Source organism: Lactobacillus sp. IBH004 (assembly GCF_026185255.2).
In the GTDB taxonomy this organism is placed as follows: Bacteria; Bacillota; Bacilli; order Lactobacillales; family Lactobacillaceae; genus Lactobacillus; species Lactobacillus melliventris.
Genome location: NZ_CP110217.2, coordinates 1,724,039 through 1,747,543, shown reverse-complemented (window position 1 = coordinate 1,747,543; position 23,505 = coordinate 1,724,039). Strand labels below are relative to the sequence as shown.

At 34.3% G+C, this 23,505-nt stretch carries 20 protein-coding genes; 13 read left to right on the top strand and 7 right to left on the bottom strand.

Annotated elements, in window-relative coordinates; genetic code table 11:
* Positions 1-106 precede the first annotated feature (106 nt).
* The 7 genes from LDX54_RS08675 (at position 107) to LDX54_RS08645 (ending at position 7,121) form a co-directional block, all read left to right on the top strand.
* Positions 107-1,693 carry an ABC transporter ATP-binding protein gene (locus LDX54_RS08675; RefSeq protein WP_265667407.1) on the top strand — a complete coding sequence of 529 codons (1,587 nt, stop codon included), beginning with the start codon at positions 107-109 and terminating at the stop codon, positions 1,691-1,693.
* A gap of 251 nt (positions 1,694-1,944) precedes the next feature.
* Positions 1,945-2,973 (top strand): HNH endonuclease signature motif containing protein, encoded by a 1,029-nt coding sequence (locus tag LDX54_RS08670; protein ID WP_265667408.1) that lies wholly within the window; start codon positions 1,945-1,947, stop codon positions 2,971-2,973.
* A 722-nt stretch (positions 2,974-3,695) separates the two neighbouring features.
* Positions 3,696-4,298 (top strand): rhodopsin, encoded by a 603-nt coding sequence (locus LDX54_RS08665; RefSeq protein WP_265667409.1) that lies wholly within the window; start codon positions 3,696-3,698, stop codon positions 4,296-4,298.
* A gap of 162 nt (positions 4,299-4,460) precedes the next feature.
* The gene (locus LDX54_RS08660; RefSeq protein WP_265667410.1) at positions 4,461-5,165 is read left to right on the top strand and encodes a rhodopsin; all 705 of its coding nucleotides are present in this window, start codon (positions 4,461-4,463) and stop codon (positions 5,163-5,165) included.
* A gap of 10 nt (positions 5,166-5,175) precedes the next feature.
* Entirely contained in the window at positions 5,176-5,811 is a 636-nt protein-coding gene (locus tag LDX54_RS08655) for an ATP-binding cassette domain-containing protein (RefSeq protein WP_265667411.1), read from the top strand.
* Positions 5,801-6,325 (top strand): hypothetical protein, encoded by a 525-nt coding sequence (locus LDX54_RS08650; RefSeq protein ID WP_265667412.1) that lies wholly within the window; start codon positions 5,801-5,803, stop codon positions 6,323-6,325. Before LDX54_RS08655 ends, LDX54_RS08650 begins: the two co-directional genes overlap by 11 nt.
* A 10-nt stretch (positions 6,326-6,335) precedes the next feature.
* Positions 6,336-7,121, top strand: coding sequence for a hypothetical protein (locus LDX54_RS08645; protein ID WP_265667413.1), 786 nt, complete (start codon positions 6,336-6,338; stop codon positions 7,119-7,121).
* A 48-nt stretch (positions 7,122-7,169) separates the two neighbouring features.
* Here the strand turns inward: LDX54_RS08645 and lepB (LDX54_RS08640) are convergent, their stop codons facing one another.
* Together lepB (LDX54_RS08640) and LDX54_RS08635 are read right to left on the bottom strand one after the other, a co-directional pair.
* The gene (lepB, locus tag LDX54_RS08640) at positions 7,170-7,826 is read right to left on the bottom strand and encodes a signal peptidase I (RefSeq protein WP_265667414.1); all 657 of its coding nucleotides are present in this window, start codon (positions 7,824-7,826) and stop codon (positions 7,170-7,172) included.
* A 337-nt stretch (positions 7,827-8,163) separates the two neighbouring features.
* Positions 8,164-9,609 carry an SLAP domain-containing protein gene (locus tag LDX54_RS08635; RefSeq protein ID WP_265667415.1) on the bottom strand — a complete coding sequence of 482 codons (1,446 nt, stop codon included), beginning with the start codon at positions 9,607-9,609 and terminating at the stop codon, positions 8,164-8,166.
* 1,264 nt (positions 9,610-10,873) lie between these two features.
* Here LDX54_RS08635 and LDX54_RS08630 point away from each other — a divergent pair.
* Positions 10,874-11,356: a hypothetical protein gene (locus tag LDX54_RS08630; protein ID WP_265667416.1), complete on the top strand. Its 483-nt coding sequence runs from the start codon at positions 10,874-10,876 to the stop codon at positions 11,354-11,356.
* 394 nt (positions 11,357-11,750) lie between these two features.
* On the opposite strand, the gene lepB (LDX54_RS08625) is transcribed toward LDX54_RS08630, so the two are convergent.
* From lepB (LDX54_RS08625) to LDX54_RS08615, 3 genes are all read right to left on the bottom strand, one after another.
* Positions 11,751-12,407, bottom strand: coding sequence for a signal peptidase I (gene lepB, locus LDX54_RS08625; protein ID WP_265667417.1), 657 nt, complete (start codon positions 12,405-12,407; stop codon positions 11,751-11,753).
* A gap of 694 nt (positions 12,408-13,101) precedes the next feature.
* Positions 13,102-13,491 carry a hypothetical protein gene (locus LDX54_RS08620; RefSeq protein WP_265667418.1) on the bottom strand — a complete coding sequence of 130 codons (390 nt, stop codon included), beginning with the start codon at positions 13,489-13,491 and terminating at the stop codon, positions 13,102-13,104.
* A 1,078-nt stretch (positions 13,492-14,569) separates the two neighbouring features.
* A complete protein-coding gene (locus tag LDX54_RS08615) occupies positions 14,570-15,922 on the bottom strand; it encodes an FAD-dependent oxidoreductase (RefSeq protein WP_265667419.1) in 1,353 nt (450 codons plus the stop codon).
* Positions 15,923-16,804: 882 nt separating this feature from the next.
* On the opposite strand from LDX54_RS08615, the gene LDX54_RS08610 reads away from it, so the two are divergent.
* The 5 genes from LDX54_RS08610 to LDX54_RS08590 all read left to right on the top strand — a co-directional run bounded on the left by LDX54_RS08610 (position 16,805) and on the right by LDX54_RS08590 (position 22,452).
* Positions 16,805-16,987, top strand: a complete 183-nt coding sequence (locus tag LDX54_RS08610) for a lactococcin 972 family bacteriocin (RefSeq protein ID WP_265667640.1) — start codon at positions 16,805-16,807, stop codon at positions 16,985-16,987.
* A gap of 210 nt (positions 16,988-17,197) precedes the next feature.
* Positions 17,198-18,430, top strand: a complete 1,233-nt coding sequence (locus LDX54_RS08605) for a hypothetical protein (protein WP_265667420.1) — start codon at positions 17,198-17,200, stop codon at positions 18,428-18,430.
* The gene (locus LDX54_RS08600) at positions 18,430-19,230 is read left to right on the top strand and encodes a DUF1430 domain-containing protein (RefSeq protein WP_265667421.1); all 801 of its coding nucleotides are present in this window, start codon (positions 18,430-18,432) and stop codon (positions 19,228-19,230) included. The genes LDX54_RS08605 and LDX54_RS08600 overlap by 1 nt, the downstream gene beginning before the upstream one ends.
* Positions 19,231-19,234: 4 nt before the next feature.
* The gene (locus tag LDX54_RS08595) at positions 19,235-19,864 is read left to right on the top strand and encodes a putative bacteriocin export ABC transporter (RefSeq protein ID WP_265667422.1); all 630 of its coding nucleotides are present in this window, start codon (positions 19,235-19,237) and stop codon (positions 19,862-19,864) included.
* Positions 19,865-20,478: 614 nt separating this feature from the next.
* Positions 20,479-22,452, top strand: coding sequence for a BspA family leucine-rich repeat surface protein (locus LDX54_RS08590; RefSeq protein WP_265667423.1), 1,974 nt, complete (start codon positions 20,479-20,481; stop codon positions 22,450-22,452).
* Between the two features lie 210 nt (positions 22,453-22,662).
* Here LDX54_RS08590 and LDX54_RS08585 read toward each other — a convergent pair whose 3' ends face one another.
* Both LDX54_RS08585 and LDX54_RS08580 read right to left on the bottom strand, forming a co-directional pair.
* The gene (locus LDX54_RS08585) at positions 22,663-23,043 is read right to left on the bottom strand and encodes a type II toxin-antitoxin system HicB family antitoxin (protein WP_265667424.1); all 381 of its coding nucleotides are present in this window, start codon (positions 23,041-23,043) and stop codon (positions 22,663-22,665) included.
* A 38-nt stretch (positions 23,044-23,081) separates the two neighbouring features.
* On the bottom strand, positions 23,082-23,270 hold the full coding sequence (locus LDX54_RS08580; protein WP_265667426.1) for a type II toxin-antitoxin system HicA family toxin: 189 nt from the start codon (positions 23,268-23,270) through the stop codon (positions 23,082-23,084).
* Positions 23,271-23,505: the final 235 nt, after the last annotated feature.

Below are 23,505 nucleotides of genomic sequence, written 5' to 3'. Positions count from 1 at the left end.
AAAAGATAAGTAAAAAGGGATATGACCTTCGAAATTGAAGTGTTCCATAATAGTTAGACATTAATCCGACTATTATGTTAAATATTAATGAAAGGTAAAACCAATTATGAAAAAATATTTTGATAACAAAAGCATAATCCTATGTTTTTTGTTAACCCTGATCGTAGGTCTTGATACTCCTTTTAATACGTGGTCTTACTCGCAAATCTTTGCCATGGTTGAAGCCGGTGATAAAAGACGAGTAGTTCTTGAAGTCTGTTTGATTGTTATGGTTATTTTCTTATTAACCGTTGCTCGCTACTTTTACGAGCGAACACTAAATCGGAATATCTACCTCTTCAACAAGAACGTGCGTAGTGATCTGCTATCTTCCGATTTCGTTAAACAGAAGGGATCAGTGTCTGATAAGCTGTCATTTGTCACTAACGATTTAGAGTTGGTAGAAAATAATTACGTTAAAGAAGTATTTAACTTAATTACTTGTGTTGTTAACCTGCTACTTTGTTTAGCCATGGCAATAAATGCAAACTTCATCCTAACTTTTGTTTTCATGCTTTTTTCAGTTATTTCGGCAATTGCTCCGGAAATTATGGCTAAACGAGTTATGGAGAGCTCTAGAGCCTGGAGTGCTAGTGTTGGTAAGTATACAGGATTTATGTCGGATTACCTAAAGCACATTGACTTGATTTTACATTATAATGCAATGCCTTTCTTTTTACTGAAAGGTAAGAAGGCAATTACCGAAACCGCTGCAGCCAAACAGAAACGAGAAAATACGATTGCCATGAGCAATTTACTGGCAGGTATTTTGGCTTATTCCTTATCATTTCTGCCTATTGGAATTGGTATTTTATTTGTTTTAGACAAGCGCTTGCCCCTTTCTTCCTTTATCATGGTTCAGTATTCCAGTTCTTGGATCGTGAATTCTATCTTGGCAATCAACCAGTCAATGACAACGATTAACTCGGCCAAACCCTTGTTAACAAAACTGGCTAATATCAAGGAATTACCACAGTCTGCTCTCAGTGACGAAATGACCACAATAGACTTCAAAGACTTGCAGCTCAATGATGTGAGTTTTGGCTATCAAAATAAGACTATTATTCAAAATGCCAACTTGACAGTTAATCGCGGCGATAAAATTCTGCTAACTGGTCGTAGCGGGCAGGGTAAGAGTACACTGCTCAAATTAATGGCCAATATAATCCATCCAAATAAAGGAACCGTTGAACTCGTTGAACCAGATGGCAAAGCTATTACTCCACAGCCTGACTACTTTGGAGAAGTCAACCAGGATTCCAATATTTTTCACGACACTCTGCGCTTTAACTTGACTTTGGGACGCAACTTTTCTGAGCAAGAGATTGAACGTGCTATTCAAAAAGCGGGTTTAACACCATTAATGCAAAAGATTGGTCTTGATACCGTCATTAAAGAAGACGGAACTAACTTGTCGGGTGGAGAAAAGAAACGAATAGAAATTGCTTGTGCCTTTTTATACAATCGCAACTTTTTACTGATTGATGAGGGTACCGCATCTCTTGATCCCCAAACTGCACATGAAATTCATGAATTGATTTTGTCTTCCAACTTAACCGTGGTTGAAATTGATCACCATATTCCAGAGGACTTGCAAAGTAAGTTTACGCGTTCTTACAAGTTGGAAGATAAGAAGCTGAGCCTGATTAGTTAAAGTACTGGGATAAAGTAGGCCGGTTTTTAACTGTTAATTTAATGATTTAGTCATAAAAATATCCCTAATTTATGTGCTCCCAAGTTTAGGACAATTTGGGGCTTTTTTGTAGCTAAATTATCTAAACAAAATTTTTGTCAAAATAATCTTTAAATTAAAAATGATTTTATATAATTTGTATGCTATTATTTTAATAGTTGCTATATAAATCTTATGCTTTATTCGGTCTCTTCATTAGCAAAGGAAATATTATGAACTGTTTTCAAAAAGATTTTAGTATTCTAAAAAATTTAAATCATCGTTCTAAATCAAGTCTAACTGATGATAAAAGAAAAGAAGTTAATAGTATTGATTTAACAGAATATGATGCAATTGCTTATATAGGTAGAAATAGCATTTTTATATATTCAACTTATAAAGGCGATTTGATTTATTATATTAATTTACTAACGCAATCCGAAATAGAGCATAAGAAAAATATAAAAAATTTTTTTAGAAACCTAGCTGATAGAAACACTAATTTTACATGTTTAAGTACGCTATTCGTCATAGAAGAAGACCAATTCTTGAAGAATATGAAAAAAAATGATGATGAATTAATTAAAATTTATCATACTATAACAAAAATTAATGGCAGTCAGTTCATTACAGCAGCTCAATACCATGGTAGGTTTGGGTTTAAAATAAAGCAAGATCAGAAAACTGGAATAAGGGGAAAGGCAAGAAAAATTGACATATGTGATAAAAATCATATATACGAACTTTTTAATCACAAATGTGTATATTGCAATAAAGAATTGGAAAAGTTTTCTGATAAGAAGAATAGTATTACACAAATAGATCATATTGTGCCAATTAAAGAAGGAGGCAACAATTATTACCTGAATTGGGCCTTAGTTTGCAGAGAATGTAATAATTTAAAAGTAAATAAACTTTTTAATGATACTTCTAAAAGCTCAATATGTAAACGAGGTAAAAAATATTTAAATAAATTAAAGGAAAATTACCATTTTTATAAAATAAAAAGGGATAATCAATATTATTTAGTTAGAAAGCAAGGAAACTTTTATTTTAATAGTTATTTTACGATCTATAAAAAAATTTGCCAAAAATACACTAATAGAGATGATTTGTGTAGCGGATATCAATTTATTATAAGTTTGAGTGATAATGATGAGCTTAAGCCAATTGTAAAGAACGATAAGGTAATACCTGACAGTGTAATTGAATCAGAATTAATTAAAGGCAATGTAAGGTTAATTGATTGTTGGCTAAATTAGAGCTGAACGGAAACTGATAAAATAGAGTTCTAATCTTTTTTATAATTATCCATATCAACAATACCACCTTATTAGAAGAGTTTATAAATAATATAAAAAAGCTGAGTGCAGTGCCTTGAAAAAATTCGTCGCTGCTTATAGTAATGGTTTGGATACTAATTTAGAGTATACCGGAAGTAACATTTCTGGTGGATAAAAGTAATGTATTGCTGTAGGTCGACGTCTTGTAGTTAACACTAAAGCCATTTTAGTTAACAAAAATCTTTACGATTAATAAAAAACGATCAAACATTGAGAAAATTCTATTTGATATACCAAGAGTAACTTTAATTTCTATTTCACACTATCTGCACTTGGAAATTAGAGATCAGTTTGTTCAACATAATAGCTAACCTTTTTTATTAAAATGCCCTAGAAAGTTAATCAGTTGATTAACGCCTAGAGCATTTTTGCTTTAATTAAAGGAATTTAATATTTTAATTCTACTGATCGTATTTTTTAAATCCTATACAAGTGGTAGTATTGGTGTAAGCTATTTCATTTTTAAGAAGTGCGTGTGTAAACGAGTAAGGAGAAAAAAGTTGCACTATAAAGCAGTAGACTTAAAAGCATCTCTTGTAAATTTATTTTGGGACCAATTTTTATTTTTGTGGCAACTAATAAAATCGCGCTTTCTTTTTTGGTTAGGCTTAATAAACTTTGTAATACTGATGTTGAAATTAATGCCGAATTCTGCTATAGTTCCTATTTTTTTCATGGGTGTTGATTTTAACGCTGTTAAATCAGGCCAAGTTATTTTGCCTGTTTTTTGGTTTGTTTATTTTGTAGTGCCGCTATTGATAGTCTTAAGCGGTATTAAACAATTGTGGCAAGTAAGAGGAATGCAATTGCGAGGGCTGAGATACTCACCATTAAGTTTCGCTGTAGTTAACATTGGGTTAATGGGATTGATCACCCTCATTTATGTGGCACTAACAGAAGGAATTATGGGTTTAGTGACTGATTATTCCTGGCTAAGAAATTTTAAGCTATTACAATTTCACGGATTACCAGCTTTATTAGTATTGTTTATTATCAACTTTTTAGGAATATTTCTGTTGTTGATAATTCAAACCACTATCGGTCGCTTCAATGCTCCACTGGGCATAATTATTCCTTTTAGTTGGCTTATAATGACTGTTTACACCACTTGGAAATATAATCCGCTCAATAGTTTAATGTTGTTGCGGGTCAATAATAACAATTTTCTGTTGTTATTAGCTACAACGCTATTAATGCTAATTGTCTATTTAATTACTGACCGTTATAGTGAACCGGATTATTAAAAGTCTAATTCTACTATTTTTAATAATACTAAAATGGTACTATGAACGTATAGAATTAAACGATAATGAAAAAATAAGAAACAAAACTGGCTATTTATAATAGTCAAATTAATTCATCTTTATTGCTGCAGCTATCCTTGCACTCATAAAAAGAAGGTCTTTATGAAACGTCTGTTTTGGAATCAATTACTATATTTATGGCAAATAATCCGCTTCCGTTTTATTTGCTGGCTAAGTTTGATCTGCTTTTCAATTATTTTTCTCAGTACGCAGCTTATCGGCAGTTCACATACTTCTATATTTAATCTCTTCTTTGCCGATACCAGTCAAGGCGCATCTTTTAATTTTATTTTGTGGCTGGTCTATTTCTTAATACCGCTGCTTATTATGCTAAATAGCTTTAAACTGCTTTGGCAAACTACCGTTATGCACCTAAGAGGATTACAAATTCCACCGAAAAATTTTACTGTTGTCACTATGTTATTAATGGGAGTAATAGCTTTTGTCTATGCATTTGTTACACTTTTAGTTATGTTGCTTGTTACAGCTTTATTTAAATTACCCTCTTTGTCTTTTTTTCATTTAGCTGACTGGCAGGCAATCCCACTACTTTTCATCAACAATTTTTTAGGAATATATCTGACGCTTCTTTTGCAAGGTACAATTGGAAAGTTTAATTCGGCCTTGGGTCTGATTATTCCAGCTTCACTTTTGATAATGACATCTCTTTTAAAATGGCAATTAAATCCTTTGAATTGCTTGATAATTATAAGATTTAATTTCCCTGGCTTTTTATTATTATTGCTGGCAACTTTAATTATGGTGATTGTTTATGGGATTATTGACCATTTCTTTAGTGTAGAGTAAGGAGCAAAAAATGAGTTTTATTGAATTAAATGAAGTAGGAAAAATAGTGAAAAGACGGCCACTATTGCATGATGTCAGTGCAGATATTCCGGAAGGCAGTATTACTGTTTTAGAAGGAATAAACGGTTCCGGTAAAACGTTAATCTTAAAAACGATTTTAGGCTTAATAAATACCAGTGGGGAAGTCATAGTTAATGGTAAGAAGATGAAGGTCCAAGAGCCTTATCCTATTAAAGCGGGAATTTTAATTGAAAATCCCAGTTTAATAGAAGAATTTACTGCTCATAAAAATTTAGAACTACTAGCGAAATTAGATCCAGATATTCAAGAAAAGCAGATTAATGATTTATTGGCATACTTTGATTTAACCAGGTTCCCTAAACAAAAAGTTAAGAAATTTTCACTGGGGATGAAGCAGAAATTGGGAATCGCACAGGCTTTTCTCGGAGGCTATCCGTTAATTGTTCTGGATGAACCCACCAATGCGCTGGATCATGAAAGTATTGGTAAATTAATCAGATTGATTGATGGGTATAACCATAAAGGTTCAACCTTTGTTATTGCTTCGCATGATCATGAATTTGTGAACAAAGTCGCCACGCAAAAGCTATATGTACAAGAAGGAACGATTAATCATGAAAAATAAAAAATTATTATGGAGTTTCTTCGTGGTAATAATAATTGTAGCTGGCTGCGTGGGCTTTTATCGCTACCGCGAGGTAAACGCCCATCCTCAGCAGTATGGTGTGACTAAAGAACAGCTTTTTCACAAAAATGAATTGGTAAAAGCCTATCACGTTAACTTTATTGTTCATGAAGCTGCAGTTAAGAAAAGTAAGGACGCTGTACAAGCCAAAGTCAAATTTAATATACGCCAAACTGGTCAGTCATTCTATGGCGAGAAAAAGAACAATCCTAATTTTAGAGAAAATATGTATCTAAATAATCCTTATGGTATAAGCAATCCCTCAATAAAATTGTATGATAAAAGTCACCACAGTATTAATCCTGATAAAGCATTAGCGCACGGCAAGCAGCCTTTTACAATATTTTTTACCATTCCGCGTTATTCATATGACATGCGCAATCAAAAATTACGTTTCAGTTTCTTGGTACCAACTAAGAAGCACTATGTCAAATATTCGCTTCTGCTAGAATAGGGAGAATAAAATGAAATTTCTGTGGTCACGTTTGAATAAATTATGGTTATTTTTAGCATTGGCAATAGGGTTAAGTATTAGCGTTGTACAATGTGCTGTTTCTGTGTCTAAATATATTCCTGCGACAAACTCACCTTATACTATGTGGATGTCAATAGATGGATTTACTTTTGTTCCTACTATATTTTTTATCTTGTTACCGTTAATTGCGAGTTTACCTGCCAGTACATTATTAAAAGAAGATTTTACCAACGGCTATTTTTATAAATTAAAGATGGAGAAGTCCATTAAACAAATCTTGTTAGGATACCTAGAAATCGCATTTATGACAGGTTTTATTGTGATCGCTGTTCCTTTACTGTTTAACTTCTTATCTTGGTTTATGATATTACCTAATGTTAAGCCCGATAATTTACTTAATATTAATATTGGTGCCAGAAATTTTACTATGCTGTTTGTCTCCCTTTATTATTCCCATCCATTTGTCCACGCTATTTTGTCAATTATGTTTTCTTCTTTTTGGGGAGGATTATTTTCTGTATTCGCAATGGTTACTTCTTTGTGGATTAAAAATAAGTTTGCTGCCATGTGTACAGGTTTAGTTTTGCAAATAGTTTTATTATTAATGAATGCAACTATCCATTTGCCATATTTCATAAGTTATTCACCGGCTGATTTCTTACGTGAACTCCCTGGAACTACTAACATCTATGTGGTGGTGTTTATGACTGCAATATTATTACTTTATTGCATGATTATGTTTCATTTGGATGAAAAACGATTAGCAGAGTTATAAAAGGTGAAAGTAAAAAGGATTAAGTCCTAAATTTGGACTTAATCTTTTTTAATATACTTTGATTCTGTTAAGTGGCCAATAACGATACTTAACAATACCTTCAATTTTACTTCTAGGAATTGCTCCTATATAACGACTATCTTTTGAAACGCTCCTATGATCTCCCATTACAAAATACGAGCCTTTGGGAACTTTGTTAGTATTTTTCATTTTTTTTAATTGAGAAGGGGAATAAATACTTTTATATTCTTTTGTTCTTGCTAAAGAACGAATTGAAAAGTCAGCAGTATAAGAATATTTAGTACCATAAAAACCGTCTTCATTATCCGTCAGCTTAAATCCAGGTTTTAAATAGTCTTGATTTATTTTTTTGCCATTAACATAAATCTTATTATTTTTTCCAGTAACAGTTTCACCTGGTAATCCTATAATTCTTTTTATATAAAAGGAATTACGTTCATCCGGAGCCTTTAAAATGACAATTTCATTTCGTTTCAATTTGTTATTGCGATTAGCTATAACTCTTTCTTGGTTTTCAAAAGTTGGTTGCATCGAGATGCCAGACACGGAACATTTAACTATCAAATATTTTGTCAGTATAAAATTAATTAAAATAAAAATCGCAAATAAGACTATTGTATATTTTAAAAAATCATAAAATTGTTTTGTTTTCTCATTTTTGTCGTTATTCTGATTATTTGCCATAAGTAAATCCTTACAAATAAAATTACATATTAATATAACTAGCTTGTGATTAATAGATAAATTATAGGCAGATAAATAATTAAAAGTCAAAATAATCTAAAAATCAACATAAAATTAAACAAATAATCTATTTAGATGATACAAACTTCTCCTAATTTTGGAGATCACAATCTATATCAGATCATAAAGCTAATTTCTGTTTTTATTGTAAATAGCAAGTGATAGTTATAAAAAAATTGCAGTCAAAAAAGAACCAGGACAAAACAAAAAGGACTAACTTCGTTAAATATCGGAAGTTAATCCTTAATTGAAATTTATTAAACAGAGTAAAAAGTATTTAGAATGGTTTCGTTAAAGCCAACTCACTATTAACTTTTAATTCATCAGCTGGAAGAAACCAACTATTCTGTTGATTCTTTAAGGTGAGTGTAATTTGTTTAACCTCTTGCAGGCTGGCTGTCTTTGAACTATTAATTTGCTTTCCATATGCTAAAGCTGCATCATATGTTTCATGTCTGTATTGCTGATAATTCTCACTTGCTTTAACTTTTTCATCTTGATTGATTGCTTTTTGCAAGTCTTGTTTATCAGTTTCAGTAGCTGCCTTGGCGTCTGCCTTGGCTTCATCTACTGTATTAACAGGCTTTAACAATGGTCCAGAAACAAATTCGCTGTCAGCTGCTTTAACAAAAGTCATACTGTCTTTGTTAATTCTCTGGAAAAAAATATCACTCACAGTTGTATTTGGAGCAAGGTGGTAATATAACTCAGCCTTGTTTTCATTGTTATTCCAAATGTATAGTTCTTCATCAACGGGTATGAAAGTGCCTTTAGCAAAAGAAGTAGTTGCACTATTTGTTGCCGTTAGGTTTGAACGAACCTGTCCGTTGGCATCATAAGCATCAGTATTCTTGCTGGCAGAAACATAAGTATAATATGTATAGTTTAGAAGCTGCTGTCTTGGCTTTTTGTTTACTATTGATGTGGCGAAAAATCCTGTCTTTGTTCCGCTTATGCGATAACTAGCTCTGTATGATGGTCCAGACAATACTTGAGAGACGCGATCAACTTTGACCTTTTCTCCAGGTTTAATACTTGTACGCTCTTTACCGGTGCCAACCCGTATAGCACTAGTTGTATTAACTTTCACACTTACATCAGTTGTGTAAAGTGGTTTATTATCTATTTGCCCAACATTGGCCGCATTAACATAGCCACCGGCTCCAATATTGTAGTAATATTTACCACCGATTTTTTTATAAGGGAGCCATGACTGATTATAGTTGTCATCATTGACTAAGAAATACTGTTTGCTATTCCGGTCAATTTTTTCTACAGAGCCAGAGTATTTCAAAGGGGTTCCTTTGCGCAAATGCGTATTCTTTTTACTGCCACGGAATTTGTATAGCCGTTTACCATTCTTATCGTAAACATAAGAATTGTAATTGAGCTCCAAGTTGCCATCTTGTACCTGTTTGTTGACAACACCAACATTAGCCGCCTTAACGTAGGCACCACCGGTTAAAGGATAGTAGCTTTTACCATTAATCGAAGTTGTTTTGGCATTACCGTTTACGGTGGTGCCCATACGCAATGTCCCTTTACCGTTATAATAGGTGCGCTTGCCCTGAGCCGTATAAACATAAGAATTATGATTCAATGTGAGAGTATCAGTCTTAGCAGCTAATACTTCTGTATTGCTTGGCATTACTGCAGGTAGCATAGGACTAATAGCAAGAATGCTTGCTATGGAACCATAAACAAACTTTTTATTTAATTTCATGTAATCACCTCAAAAATTGATTAAATACTTTACATCCAGTATAGAATAATATGCTGTCTTTGAACAGGCTTTCAAACAGTTTAATATTAAGTTAATAAGGTGAGTGAAAGTTATTTACACCAAGCCGTTTAGTTAATTATCTGGCTCTTCTTTTATTCAATATGCAAACAGTATTTGTTATAATTAATTTAGAATTCAAGCAAATTGTTTTGAGGGCGGTTGGCTGTTGATCTGGAAAGGAGATGGTGCCTATGGCACGAAATCTTTTAGAAAGAGAAGCAGTTAATGAGCGTTTACCAGGCATTACAAATAATGTTGGCATTCGCCACGTTTATTATTGTGTTGTTGGATTATATCAATAATCACAAGAAATAAAAAAGACCGTCCCAATAATACTTTAGCAAGTTGGGGATAGTCTTCTATTACCTAGACAGCTAACCGCCTTTAGAGCGGCTGCTTGTTTTCAAAGAGGTCTTGTTAGCGCAAGGCCTCTTTTCTTCACAATTACATTATATCATGACTGAATTAATTTTGCACAATGGGCTGAGTAATGCTTGCGACTAGCATAGGACTAGCATAGCTAGAAAGAGAAACAGTCAATGAGCGTTTACCAGGCATTACAAATAATGTTGGCATTCGCCACGTTTATTATTGTGTTGTTGGATTATATCAATAATCACAAGAAATAAAAAAGACCGTCCCAATAATACTTTAGCAAGTTGGGGATAGTCTTCTATTTCTCACATAGCTAACCGCCTTTAGAGCGGCTGCTTGTTCTCAAAGAGGTCTTGTTAGTGCAAGGCCTCTTTTCTTTACAATTACATTATATCATGACTGAATTAATTTTGCACAACGGGCTGAGTAATGAGTGGAATCTTAATTAATAAAGTATCTTACAAAGAAAATCAGGTGAGTTTTCATAAAAGATCTAAATAACCACTTCTTTGTAGCTATAAATAGTAGTTCAATGAAAAATCAGAATCACATAAAGAACAATAAAATGTTAAAAATAAATGAAAATTCTACGAATATTATATATACATGGAAACCTTTCTGCTAAACTTACAATTAAGGACATAAATTTCTTAATAAGTTAGTCTAAGTGATAAAAAATATAATCACATAAGGCTAAAAGGTTTAGTTTCATTTTATTAAAATTAATGACTAAATAGGACTGACTTTTAGCGATTAAACATCCAGGATTTATGTTAAACATGTGAGTAATTGACGCATTCTAAAAAAACTAAAAGTGGGAGAGCTTTTTATGGAAATTATGATCTGCTATGCCATTGTTATGATATTCATACCTGTTGGAGCTGTAAGTTTGTTATACATGATTTATATCGTCTCAAAAGCTTGGCATAAACGTAGTCTGGAATTACGAAAAGAAATCGCAACGTTTACAGTTGAGCTTTCAGCACAGCCTGGATTTGAAAGAGAATTGATAATGATAAATGGCTGCCCGTTTATTGCAATTATTGCTCTAGGATTAAGTTGGGTTTGTTTTACATCAAATGTTGTTATCCTATGTATAGGAAATTTTATTTTTATTGCCGCCTTATTAGCAGAAATATATATGAGTGCAGATATAATTAAAAAAATAAGAAAGCAGTTTACAAGTACTTCCTATATTCATAATGCAAAACGGGCAAAATTAGTATGGCGATTATATGTCACTAGCCACGTTTCTTTTATAGTTGGTTTTACTGCAGGTACTTTCTTTATCTATTCAGTATATGGCTGGTAGACAAAACTGAATTGTTAAAAACTCTAAACAGAAGATACAAGTTCTGCTTTTTTTCAGATTGCTAAAAATTCAGTTTATTACCAATTTGACCGACTGCTCAAATTAAAAGTATGAACTATGATTAGATTATTAAAATGATAGACAAATCTACTAATAAAACCAATATAAATTTTGGCTAACAATTCGTGATAGAATGGGTTAATTATGACAGAAAAAGATAATCAATCAAAACGACTTTATCAGATGAACGCTGCTCAGTTCTTTATAAGTTTGCAAGGGTTCACAACGCCGAAATTTTATTTTATCTTGTTTAGATAATTTAGTCATAAAAATGACCCTCAAATTTGTCATAAATTTGGGAGTCACTTCATTTAAACTTTTGAGACTTGCTTTTTTAATATGCCCTAATTCTATTAAGTGGCCAGTAGCGATACTTGACTACACCTTCTATTTTGCTTCTGGGGATGGCTCCTATATAGCGACTGTCCTTTGAAACACTTCTATGGTCACCCATTACGAAATATGAATCTTTAGGAACCTCATTAGTTTTTTTCATTTTTTTCAGTTGCGCAGAGGAATAGATACTTTTGTATTCTTTAGTTTTAGCCAAAGACCGAATTGAGAAATTTTCCGTATAAGAATATTTCGTACCATAAAAGCCATCTTCATTATCTGTAAGCTTAAAGCCGGGCTTTAAAAAATCCTGATTTATTTTTTTACCGTTAACATAAATTTTATTATCTTTTGCAGTTATAGTGTCACCTGGTAATCCAATAATTCTTTTGATATAAAAAGAATTACGTTCATCAGGAGCTTTTAAAATAACAACTTCGTTTCTTCTCAATTCGCTATTTCGATCGGCTATAACTTTTTCCTGATTTTCAAAAGTGGGTTGCATTGAGATCCCAGATACAGAACACTTAACTATTAAATATTTTGTTAGTAAAAAGTTACATAAAACAAAAATAGCAAAAAAAACTATTACATATCTTAGAAATTCGTAAATCTGTTTTGATTTTTCTTTTGTATCGTTATTTTGATCGTTTTTCATTATTCAGTCCCACTGCTTAAATTAATATTAATGTAAAAATTATAGACTTATAAATAATAAAAAGTCAAAAATTTTTTTCAATTACTATTAGCTTAAGTAATGTTAATTGAAATAGCTTTTCCTAATTTTATATAGTCATTCACACTGAATCTTTAATATTACTTTTTCATAAAATAGAAAGACTATTTTTGCATGAGTGATCAAGCAAACCAGTTCTATCCTTTAAAGCTCTTATTTAACAATAAAATTAGCTATTTTTTATTTTGCTGATTAAAATCGAAAATTGCAATTTTAAGTTGAACACTTGCCCTGATTAGAAAATGAAAAAAGTCCATTGGACTTCTCTGATAGAATGTAATTACCCAAAATTCTAGAAAGAAGTTACCAATGAACTCCCTTAATTCTACCATATCTACTCACCAAAAGGGCCAACATCTTGCTTTGCAAGCTTTAACATTGCTGATTTTATTTTCTGATCTTTTTCAAATTCTGAAACATCTCTGCAGTAGTCATATCTATCGCCACTTCCGAGTTTATAGAACAATAGTGGGGGATTTGTCTTGGATTTGAAGAGAAGTGTCGCTCTTAGCTTGTATGCTTGTTCTTTAATGGCTCTTAACATGTGATGAGGTTTCAGTTTATATTTTCTACATCCATCAATAAAGTGGTAGAAAACTAGGGCAAGATTCCTTTCTTAATTGTCTTTTAAGGAAAAGATCTGATCATCGTCATTATAGAAAATCATGTAATGGCCGTACTCACCATAATTTGTAACTTCATCTAAACCTTTAGCTAATCTATTTGCTTCTTTGTTTATTCTTTTACCCAAAAGCAAATTGGGGAGTTTTACGGTTGAAATTGGCGCAAGGTTTATAGAATCAAAGTCAAACTTTTCTGTAGGGAAATTAGATACGTTGTCAATCTGCTTGCTAATCATATCGAAGATTACATCAGGACTAATAAAAGTGTCATCCTTTAAATGCTTATACGATTCTTGAATGATTAAGTTAAATATAAGCTTGGCAAAACTTTTAGAATCATTGTCTGATGATTCTATTCTGTATTGGCGATAATCATCGGCCATTATCCCTAAAACATAATCTTTAGCATCAACGGCTTTTGCTTTTTTAAAAAAACATCGAAAACCATAATTAGAACCTTTCTTCTAATCCATTTCTTTATCTTTTTGATCCTAGTCTTAATCAATATTTCTAAATAACTTTTGTCGAAAACCAAACTTATATTTAAGCCTAATTTTGGTTCACAGCTTTTATTGTAGATCAGCAAATGCTTAGTTTAAAAAGTGAGTAACTCGATTACGACATTATTAATTTTCTTTTTCTGATTCTTATGTTTGTAAATCTTAAATCGAGTATAATGCACAAGCTATAAAGCTTTATTTTATCAGCGTTTGGACGTATTTTATATGTTATAATTGTATTAACCAGAAAAGTTAATATGAGCGGTGGCACTTCAAAGGAAGGTGATGCCTATGGAAGTTTTAAATTCCTACGCAGATCTTACAATACTGAGGTGCAATTTACGTTGTGGCGTGGCTGACTGCTATCATGCTTGCTCTGCTTTCGCTTCTGTGGTTTGGTTACGAAAGCATTGTTGTGATGACAAAGATCACCAAGCAGGCTCAGAAGCTTATAAAGTCTTACCGCAAGCTGCGCAAAATGCTACACAAACATAAGTAAACAAAAACCGCTTTAACTTTTGGCGAGGTTAGCGGGTTTTGTAATCTATTAATATTAGCCACCGCTCTTAAAAGCGGCTCTGGGCAGGCGCTGTTTGCAGACAGCGCCTTTTTGTTTATACAAATTATATCACATCTTTGAGATTTTTGAGCAAATTCCACTTGTTCAGAGTAGTTTTTGATTCCGTTCAATAGGCTAAAGCCTGATTCCAACAAGTCTGGGGTGGCTTATTTTTTGTGTAAATTTATGTTTTAAAAAACCGATTTATATTCGATAATATGTCACAAAGCTTGATGAATCAACAAATATTTTTGTTTTATTTTTGCAAAATATAGTTGACTTTTGTTTTGCCGAAAATTGCAATTTTAAGTTGAACACTCTACTTGATCTGATAGATGCAATCTAATCTTCTTTCATATAATTCATCGGGTGTGTGGTAGGCTTAGTAATATCCAAAATTAATTAAAACTTGTGTAAACCTAGCGCATGTTGTGCAGCCAAATTCAAGATATTCCATTGCCGATCAAAACTTGGTGAGAAGAAAAAGTCTTGCTCAGCTAAATCTTCTAACGTTAATTTATGACCAATTGCTAAACTTAAAACATTTCCTTGAGCAGTGATGTCATATTTAGACATCACTGCACCCCCAAGAATCTGGTGAGTATCCTTATTATAAGTTAAGGAGACATATCCCAGTGGATTATCTTCTGCAGGAATAAAGTCTGGACGCAAATGATCGATGTAGATGCTAGTTGCAGCATTAATGCCGGCAAATTCAGCAGATTTTTGTGGGAGGCCGCTAACTACCGCATGTACATCACCAAATTCTAGTAATTGGCCACCAACTAAACCTGGGAATGACCGGCTTGGTTTTTGCTCAAACAAATGTTGTACTAAATAATTTGCTTCATGGCGAGCAGCGACTGCCGATGGAATCGGCATTCTTTTATTAGCCGGGATTGATAGTGGCCAAATAGCGTCACCCAAAGCATAAACATCTTTTTGATTAGTCCTTAAATACTCGTCTGTTTCAATATAACCCCGTTGGTTTAAATTAATAGTATCTTTAAGCCAGTCAGTATTAGCAACAATGCCTGCAGCGACGATAACTAAATCAGCTTTAATATCACCATGATCAGTTTGGACTAGGTGATCATTGGTAAAGCCAGTAACTTTTGTATTAAGCTTTAAATCGACACCCTTGTCACGCATTTCTTGTTCAAAAACATCGGTAAAGTCTTTTGAAAAATAATTAGCCAAAATATGGTTGCTGGCATCAACCAAGGTCATGTGTTTACCAGCTAAAACACCAGCTTCAACGGCAGCAATTCCGTTACCAGCACCCACAACAACGATGTTTTTAATTTCATCATTATGAAGAGCTTCATTGATCTTTTTAGCCCAACTGTAGCCTCGCATTAAATAAACATAGTCTAAATCTGCCCCTGGAATTGGTAATTGGAGTGGATCAACTCCTGGAGACAAGATTAATTTGTCATAATTAACTTCTTCAGTCTGACCAGTTTGGGTATTTTTAATTGTAACTTGCTTATTTGCCGGATTTAAGGAAACTGCTTGCGAATTATTGACAATTTTACCACCTAATTTTTCTAAATCAGCAGGTGAAAAGTTACGTACATTGTCCTGACCGGTAGTTTTTTCTTCTAAAAAGAGCTTCATTCCGCAAGACATAAATGAAACAAAGTCACTTGCTTCATAAATAGTGACATCAAGATCTTGATATCTGTCTAATAATTCGATGGCTGCTTCATGACCCGGATGAGAAGCACCAATGATAACTACTTTTTGATTCATTGAAAAAATCCCCTTTTTATCAATATCTGAAAGCGCTTGTAGCACTTTACTGTCTTCTATGGTAACACAAGAAATGCGTTAGTTATACAAAGATGCACTAGTATAGCTAATTCGTTTATATATTAAAACTTATAAAACAACAAAAAAATTATGACCGTATAAATTGACTTTGCAAATTTCACTAAATATCAAATTTGCTGATAATTTCTGAGCAAAATACGGCCAAGTAAATCATTTAAAAAGAACCTAAGAAGTAGAAGTGATACTCAAATATTAGTACAAATAGAGTATCATTTGAAAAAGAGAAGCATTCATTTAAGCATGCGAGATCAAAATGAAATTGCGACTTTTGCTATTGCTTTAAAATCCAAAAGAAAAGGCAAAAACAGTTCTTTGCTAAATCATGTTGATAAGAAGTAATAAAACAGAATCAAGTAGCTAATAAACTGCTTGATTCTGTTCGTTTTGCCTTATTTTCTGACGATCTGATTTTAGTTAGCAGATTGTGGAAATTGGTGTAGCCAAGTGTTGTACGCTCAATTTATTTGATTTTGCGAAGGAATATGTCCTTCTTTTTGTGTAATAAAAAATTTGTTAAAAGGATAAATTATAGAGCTACCATTTTTGGTAGGGAATCACTGAAAGCAAGATAATTGCGATGATATATTGATATGCAATAGTGCAGTTTTTGTAAGCGTTTGCTATGTTTTATATTTTGTGATACTGTTAAATTAGGGCAGTGTATAAATTAATAAGTAGGAGGCGAATAACATGTTTAAAAAAATATTATCAATCGTTACTGTAGTTACTTCCTTAGGACTTGCTGGTGCAGCTACCACCACACTAGCAAAGACAGTAGGTGGCGGCACATAGAACTATGGAATAGGTTGGAATGGACTTTTTGGCTATTCCGACTATCTTCACGCTACTCGTAGGCATAGCTCATCAGTTGGACCTAGTACATCAGATCGGAATAAGGACTTTGCTTCTGCTGGAAATTGGTCTCAAGCAAAGTATTACAAAATACCACCTACAGGGCTAAATTATTGGTGGAGTTATGAATAACAATAAATAATTAATTTCTTTTATTGCCTACTACTCTTGCATACACTATTAATTTAGAAAAAGACTTCTTTTCTAATGGTATGCAAGAGTTTTTTATATACGTAATCACACTATTTTATTTACAGATTGTTATAACAACTGAAAGGAAGTGATCTTATCAAAAAAGTAGTTAGCCTATTCTTGGTAATGTTAACCGTCCTAGCTGGCCTATTGGTAATTAACATCTACCAGACCAAGGATCAAGATAGGATTGAAAAAATAGAAGAGACGTCAGATTCGTTCAAGATCTATGTATCTGATAGTCCGCGCATCGCGGACGAGACGCTGCCCTTCTTCAAGCACATGGCTGGCAAATATGGTTTGACGCTAATTAAGACCGATTATGGCGGGGAAACCGTGATCAAGTCGGCTGTGGCCAGCAAGGACAGCTTTCCCTATTATGAATTCTTTGCTCAGAATAGGAAGTTTAACCTGTTTCCCAGCAAGAGGACCACGTATGTACAGGGCAGAGATATTCCTGTGTTCTGGAAGAGTGAGCGCATCAGGCTGCAGAGCCTCGACAAATTCTGGAGCAAAGAAGACAAGTCTGTGAATGGCGTCTACACGGTTATCGGCAATCTAAAGTACCGCAAAACAGTTGTGCGCAAACTGGCCGCATTTTTTAAAACTAGCGAGAAGGACCTATTGACGCCCAAAGTGTTTTCCAAAAAGGAATACTTTAATCGAACGCTGATGATTTACCTGGCCTTGTTCCTGACACTGGCTGTATTTACAGTTCTTGCCACCTTTTCGCTTCCACTGACAAGCGTTAAACAAATTGGTGTGTATAAGCTGCTAGGCCTGTCTAATTTGGATGTGGTGGGCAAGCTGTTCACGCTGCCGCTTGCATCCCTACTAGGCGCCAGCTTGCTTTTTGATATCGGAATTAGGTTGTTTTTCGCCTACTGGCCAGCGGGCTTTGTCAAGTGGGTGTTGATCAGTCAACTGATTGTAGTCATGATTTTTGCCTTGTGTGTTCTTATCGCACTTGCTCTGATTAGGAGTATTCGAATTATCACGCTGCTAAAGCAGGGCATCAACTTCAACCTGGGCATGGCTATCACACTAGTCATCAAAGTTGCTACGGTAGTGTTAGCCACAGTGTTGCTAATAGGTGGGTTGATGAATATTAAAGAGATCAATGAAAAAAGCAGGCAACACGACCAGGTGACCCGCTTGGGCAGCTACCTGACGGCGGAACGAACCAGTCTTGTCTCTGCCGCAGCCATTAGAAACGATGATGTTCATAATGGCAAGAATGAGGCCAAGATAGGACGCTTCTTCAATGACCTGGAAAAATGGGGCAATGCCTACTTTGTGTCCGGTTCAATCACTAACCCGCAAAGGAACCTGGCCCGCTTCAAAGTTTCTGATAGCTTCACCTCCAGGATCGCTACCCGGTAGTGCGGATTAACCGAAACTACCTCAAGCGTCTGGGTCTGAATGCATCTGGGAAGCTGAAAAACACATTCTACGTGCCGGTTGAAATGAAGAAAGACCATGATAAGACAACTAAACTCGCCAAGCTGCTTGTCCTTGAGCGTTCGGACAAGTCGGAAAAAGACTTGGCCAAGACGAGGGTAAATATTGTGTACTACCGGTCTGCGCCAGCGACTCCGGTTTACCTCAATGAACAGCTTAAGTTTTTTAAGCGGCCAATCTATGAATTGATTGATTCGAACCACTTAGATAACTGGAGCAAGCTGCAGCTGTCGACTTCGGGTCTTAGTAATCCCATCAGAATTAAAAACAACCGGCATAACCGGGCGCAGATTAAACGTTTAGGCCGAGCTAAATACATGCGAGGCATCCGGATAAAGTTTGCAACGGCAACTTCGCTTGCCAATAATCTTACTACTATATACCGCTGGGGTCTGCTGATTTCACTAATTTTGCTGGGTGTTACCTTTACGATTTCACTGGTCGTTTCGGCTTTCAGCGCGGTCCTCTATTTCAGAACCAATGAGCAGAAACTATCAATTTTACGCCTGCTAGGTTTTAAAGTCATTGACCGATACGGCATGGCCATCATCCTCTTGCTAAGTCTATATGCAGTTCAAATCGGCGTAGCCCTCTTCTGGGGCAGAAGCATTGGGGCACTGCTGGTCGGTGTGCTGTTAGCAGGGGTCGACCTATTGGTAACGCTGGCCATCTTTATCAGCCAGGAGAACCGAAATATTGTTCAAGTATTGAAGGGCGGGTGAGACAATGATTAAGATACACAATTTGACTAAATCCTTTGGACGCAAGATTGTCTTTCAGAATTTAAATTTAGACGTCAAGGACAAAGAGATGGTAGCCATTATGGGTGCCAGTGGTAGTGGCAAGTCGACTTTATTAAACATCCTGGGGTTAATTGATGGCTTTGATTCCGGCAACTATATCTTTGACGGACAAAGTAACATTAAACCCAACAGCAGGCAGGCTAATCGGCAAATTCGTGATAAGATAAATTACATCTTTCAAAATTTTGCCCTAATTGATAATCTGACTGTTGCCCAAAATCTGACCTTGGCGCAAAAATATGTCAAGAAGGACAAAGCGGCTAAAATAAGGCAGATTGATGAAACGCTTAGGCGAGTTGGTCTTGAAAACTATAAAAGCAATAAGGTTTATGAGCTTTCTGGCGGCCAGCAGCAAAGGGTTGCCGTTGCCCGTGCCATGATTAAGCCTAGCCAGTTGATTCTGGCGGATGAGCCGACTGGGTCGCTAGACGAGCAGAACCGGGACGTTATTATGAAGGAATTAAAGCAGCTAAACTTGATGGGCAAAACGCTGGTAATTGTTACCCATGACCCTGTGGTAGCAAGCTATTGTTCCAAAATTATTAAGCTATAAAAATATCATCCGTACCTACCCCTGATGTTAACTCCAAAATTAAAACATTTTAATAAATTCGTATCTTTGTTAAATCATGTTGATAAAAAGTAATTGAACAGAATCAAGTAGCTAATAAACTGCTTGATTCTGTTCGTTTTACCTTATTTTCTGACAATCTGATTTTAGTTAACAGATTGTTTAAATTGGCGTAACCAAGTGTTGTACGCTAAATTTATTTAATTTTACGCCTTCTAAGTATCCACTGGAATACTCCGATACTGTCTCTTTGATTACCGCATAAGTGGTACATGAATTTCTTTAGCAGTCATCAAAAAGTGAAAGGGAATGACGTTAGAAAAAGCATGTCACTTTAGGGTAAAAGTTCGAGATGGAAATTCATTATTAAGCTCCTTTTATGTTAGCTTAAAAAAGGTGACATTCCATTATATTACTGGTATATATCTGTATAATTAATTTAATGCTATATGATATCAGTATTTTTTGTATATAAAAAATAATAATAAATTATAAATGTATATGTGTTTATATATCTAAAAATTATACTTTATAACAAATGTTATTTATGCTACACTTGGGTTAGGCAGAATTATATTGCTTAAAGGAGACAAATAATGAATAAACACCATTTTAGGATTAAACTTACAACGTACTTAGCTATTATTGCTATGACTGTGGTAGGTTTAAGTATTATTAAACCGCAAACAACATTTGCATCGGCTTCACCTCCTGTAAATTCAGCAAAAGAAACGAAAATTGCAACAAGAGAAGCTCGGACAATTCGATGGGGCGAGAGTGGTCTGTCACTTAGCTATGATTCGACCAGTAAAACATTAACAATTCCTGGTAGCTCCACAGCTGTTGCTGACCCGAGACCGCTAGCATATGCTTTAAGTGATGTAGGCCTTGATCCTGCAAATGTTAACCATATTGTTATTCAGGATCCCTTGGCAATTAGTGGATCAGCAAAGTATTTTTTTAGAGGCTTTAATTATCTAACTAATATAGACGGCTTGGATCAACTTGATACTAGTAAAGTTACTGATATGACAAGCATGTTTTCTTTATGTTATTATTTAAGCGATGTTAATCTAAAAAACTTTAATACTGCCAATGTGACGACAATGTCAAGCATGTTTTATGGTTGCTTTAGGCTTAAAAATATTGATGTCAGTTCCTTTAATACTGAAAATGTTTCGGAATTAAGTGGCATGTTTGAAGAATGCAGAAGTTTAAATGCAATTGATTTAAGCAACTTTAAAACTAGTAAGGTGACCAATATCAGTACCATGTTCCAGAATTGCCGGTCACTAAAAAGCATTAAATTTGGTGAAGGTTTCAAAACTGATAATGTCACTGATATGAACGGGGTGTTTAACAATTGCCTTTCCCTAACAGACCTAGATGTTAGCGGCTTTTCAACTGCTAACGTTAAGACTATGTCATATATGTTTGGGGCCTGCCAAAGCTTAACAAAAATTGATGTTAGCAACTTTAATACTGATAAAGTAACTGTAATGAATAACATGTTTATGGACTGCGAGCATATTACAGAGCTTGATCTCAGTAAATTTAATACCGCGAATGTTTTTAATATGAAAGAGATGTTTCAGTATGATTTTAAGTTAAAGAAACTTGACATTAGCGGTTTTGATATGAGTAAAATTACATACATTGCCGATATGCTAAATGATTTGCAAAGTCTAAACTTGTTAAAGCTAGGAAAAGATAATATTGTTAATGGTACTGGATTAAATACTGATGGTACTTGGCGCAATGTTGCTGATGGTACACTTAATGATCCTAAAGGCAAAAATAGGTGGAGCTCAAAAGAGTTAATGGCAAGCTATGATCCAACTAAAGATGCCGATACTTATGTTCGCGAGGGTACACACTTTGATGAGGATAAGCCACCAGTCAATCCGCCAACACCACCAACACCGCCGACGCCAACACCAACGCCTACTCCGACGCCAACGCCCACTCCGACGCCAACACCACCAAGTCATTCATCTGGTATTATAGAGCCGATTGCAGGAGCTGAGGTCAGAGTCCATTATGAAGATAAAAATGGCCTTAAACTAACACCTGATAAAATCTTGAATGGTAATGTTGGTGATGGCTACGTTACCCAAGAACTGAAATTTGCTGGTTATTTATTAAAGGCAAGACCTTATAATGCGACAGGCTTCTTCAGCTACCAGCCTCAGACTGTAACTTATACTTACCTTAAAGGGATTGAAAGAATGGTAATGCATAATTCGTATCTCTATGATATTAACGGTAAGCGGGTAACAGGAGAACTTATGTCAGGTCAGATGATTACTACCTATGATACCGAAACCATAAACGGTCAGAAGTATTATCTTTTAGATAATAATACGTTTGTGAAGGCCACTAATATTACAGGCCAAAAGCGTAAGTTAAAGCATAATGCACTCATCTATAATCAAAAAGCAAAGAAAATAAGACATGCCAGTCTGAAGCGCGGACGCAAAGTTAGAACATATGGTGGTGCAGTAAAGCGGAAAGGTCGCTATTACTACATCATCGGACTGAACCGGTACGTGAAGAAGGCTAACTTTTAGAATTTTTGGTTAAGCAGTTCAGTAATACAGCATAAATATGTTTATAACTACTGAGCAAAAACGGTCAAGAAAGAATTCACAATTTAAATGCACCTAATAGTAAAAATTAGCTATTAGGTGCATTATTTTGTATTATGCTATTTAAATTAGTCCATAAAATTGTAAAAAGGTCCCGAAAGTTGCTTAACTTCCTGGACTTATTTTTTCTAGTTATAAATTTAATTCTGTTTTTAAGGCTTTAGTTAGTACAGCAGAAAAATTTAAATTTTTCTCTTTGCCCATTTTTACCAGATATTCTGGTACAGTTACTGTTTTGCGGATTGTCTTGGGATTATTGCGTCTATATTCATCCATATCAATGGCCACAATAGTTTTAATATCATTGTCAGCAACATGGATACTTTCTAACTTAGATGGTTTAGGATAATTAGTTGTGTCTTCTAACATTAATCCAATCATATCAGAAGCCATTTCCAAAGCATTAGTTAAATCTTCGCCCTGAGTAAAACCACCTGTAATATCTGGAACTTCGACAGTATAGCCAGTGTCTTCAGGGTGAAGTATAACAGGGTATACTAAAAGCTTAGACATATTAATTCCTCCTAACATGTAAAAATTAGCTGAAAAATTTATTTTAATCCAGCTTCTTTTAGAATTCTCTGTTCTAGTCCTTTTTTCATTTCTTTTGAATGAATGGGAACAGGAATAGTAACATTTGTAATGGGGTTATACATTTTTAGATGGGAACCATTTTGAGACTTTTTCACAAAGCCTTGCTTTTTTAAAATCTTGATAATTTCTCTTGGCGTCTTCGTCATAAAGTAAACCTTCCATGTTTCTTATTATACGTATAAATACGTATAAATTCAACGAAGAAAGTTTAAAATTAAGTGTCCCCATATATATTAAGATATTTGCCTAATTAAGCCCACCATTTTTTACCTTCATTAATTACTGAGAAAGGTTCAGAATGAATTATAGCCAGTATGTTTGCGCTATCATTTGTTTTGCATTTTTATGAAATAAGAGCGATGCAGTAACAACAGTGCCTGT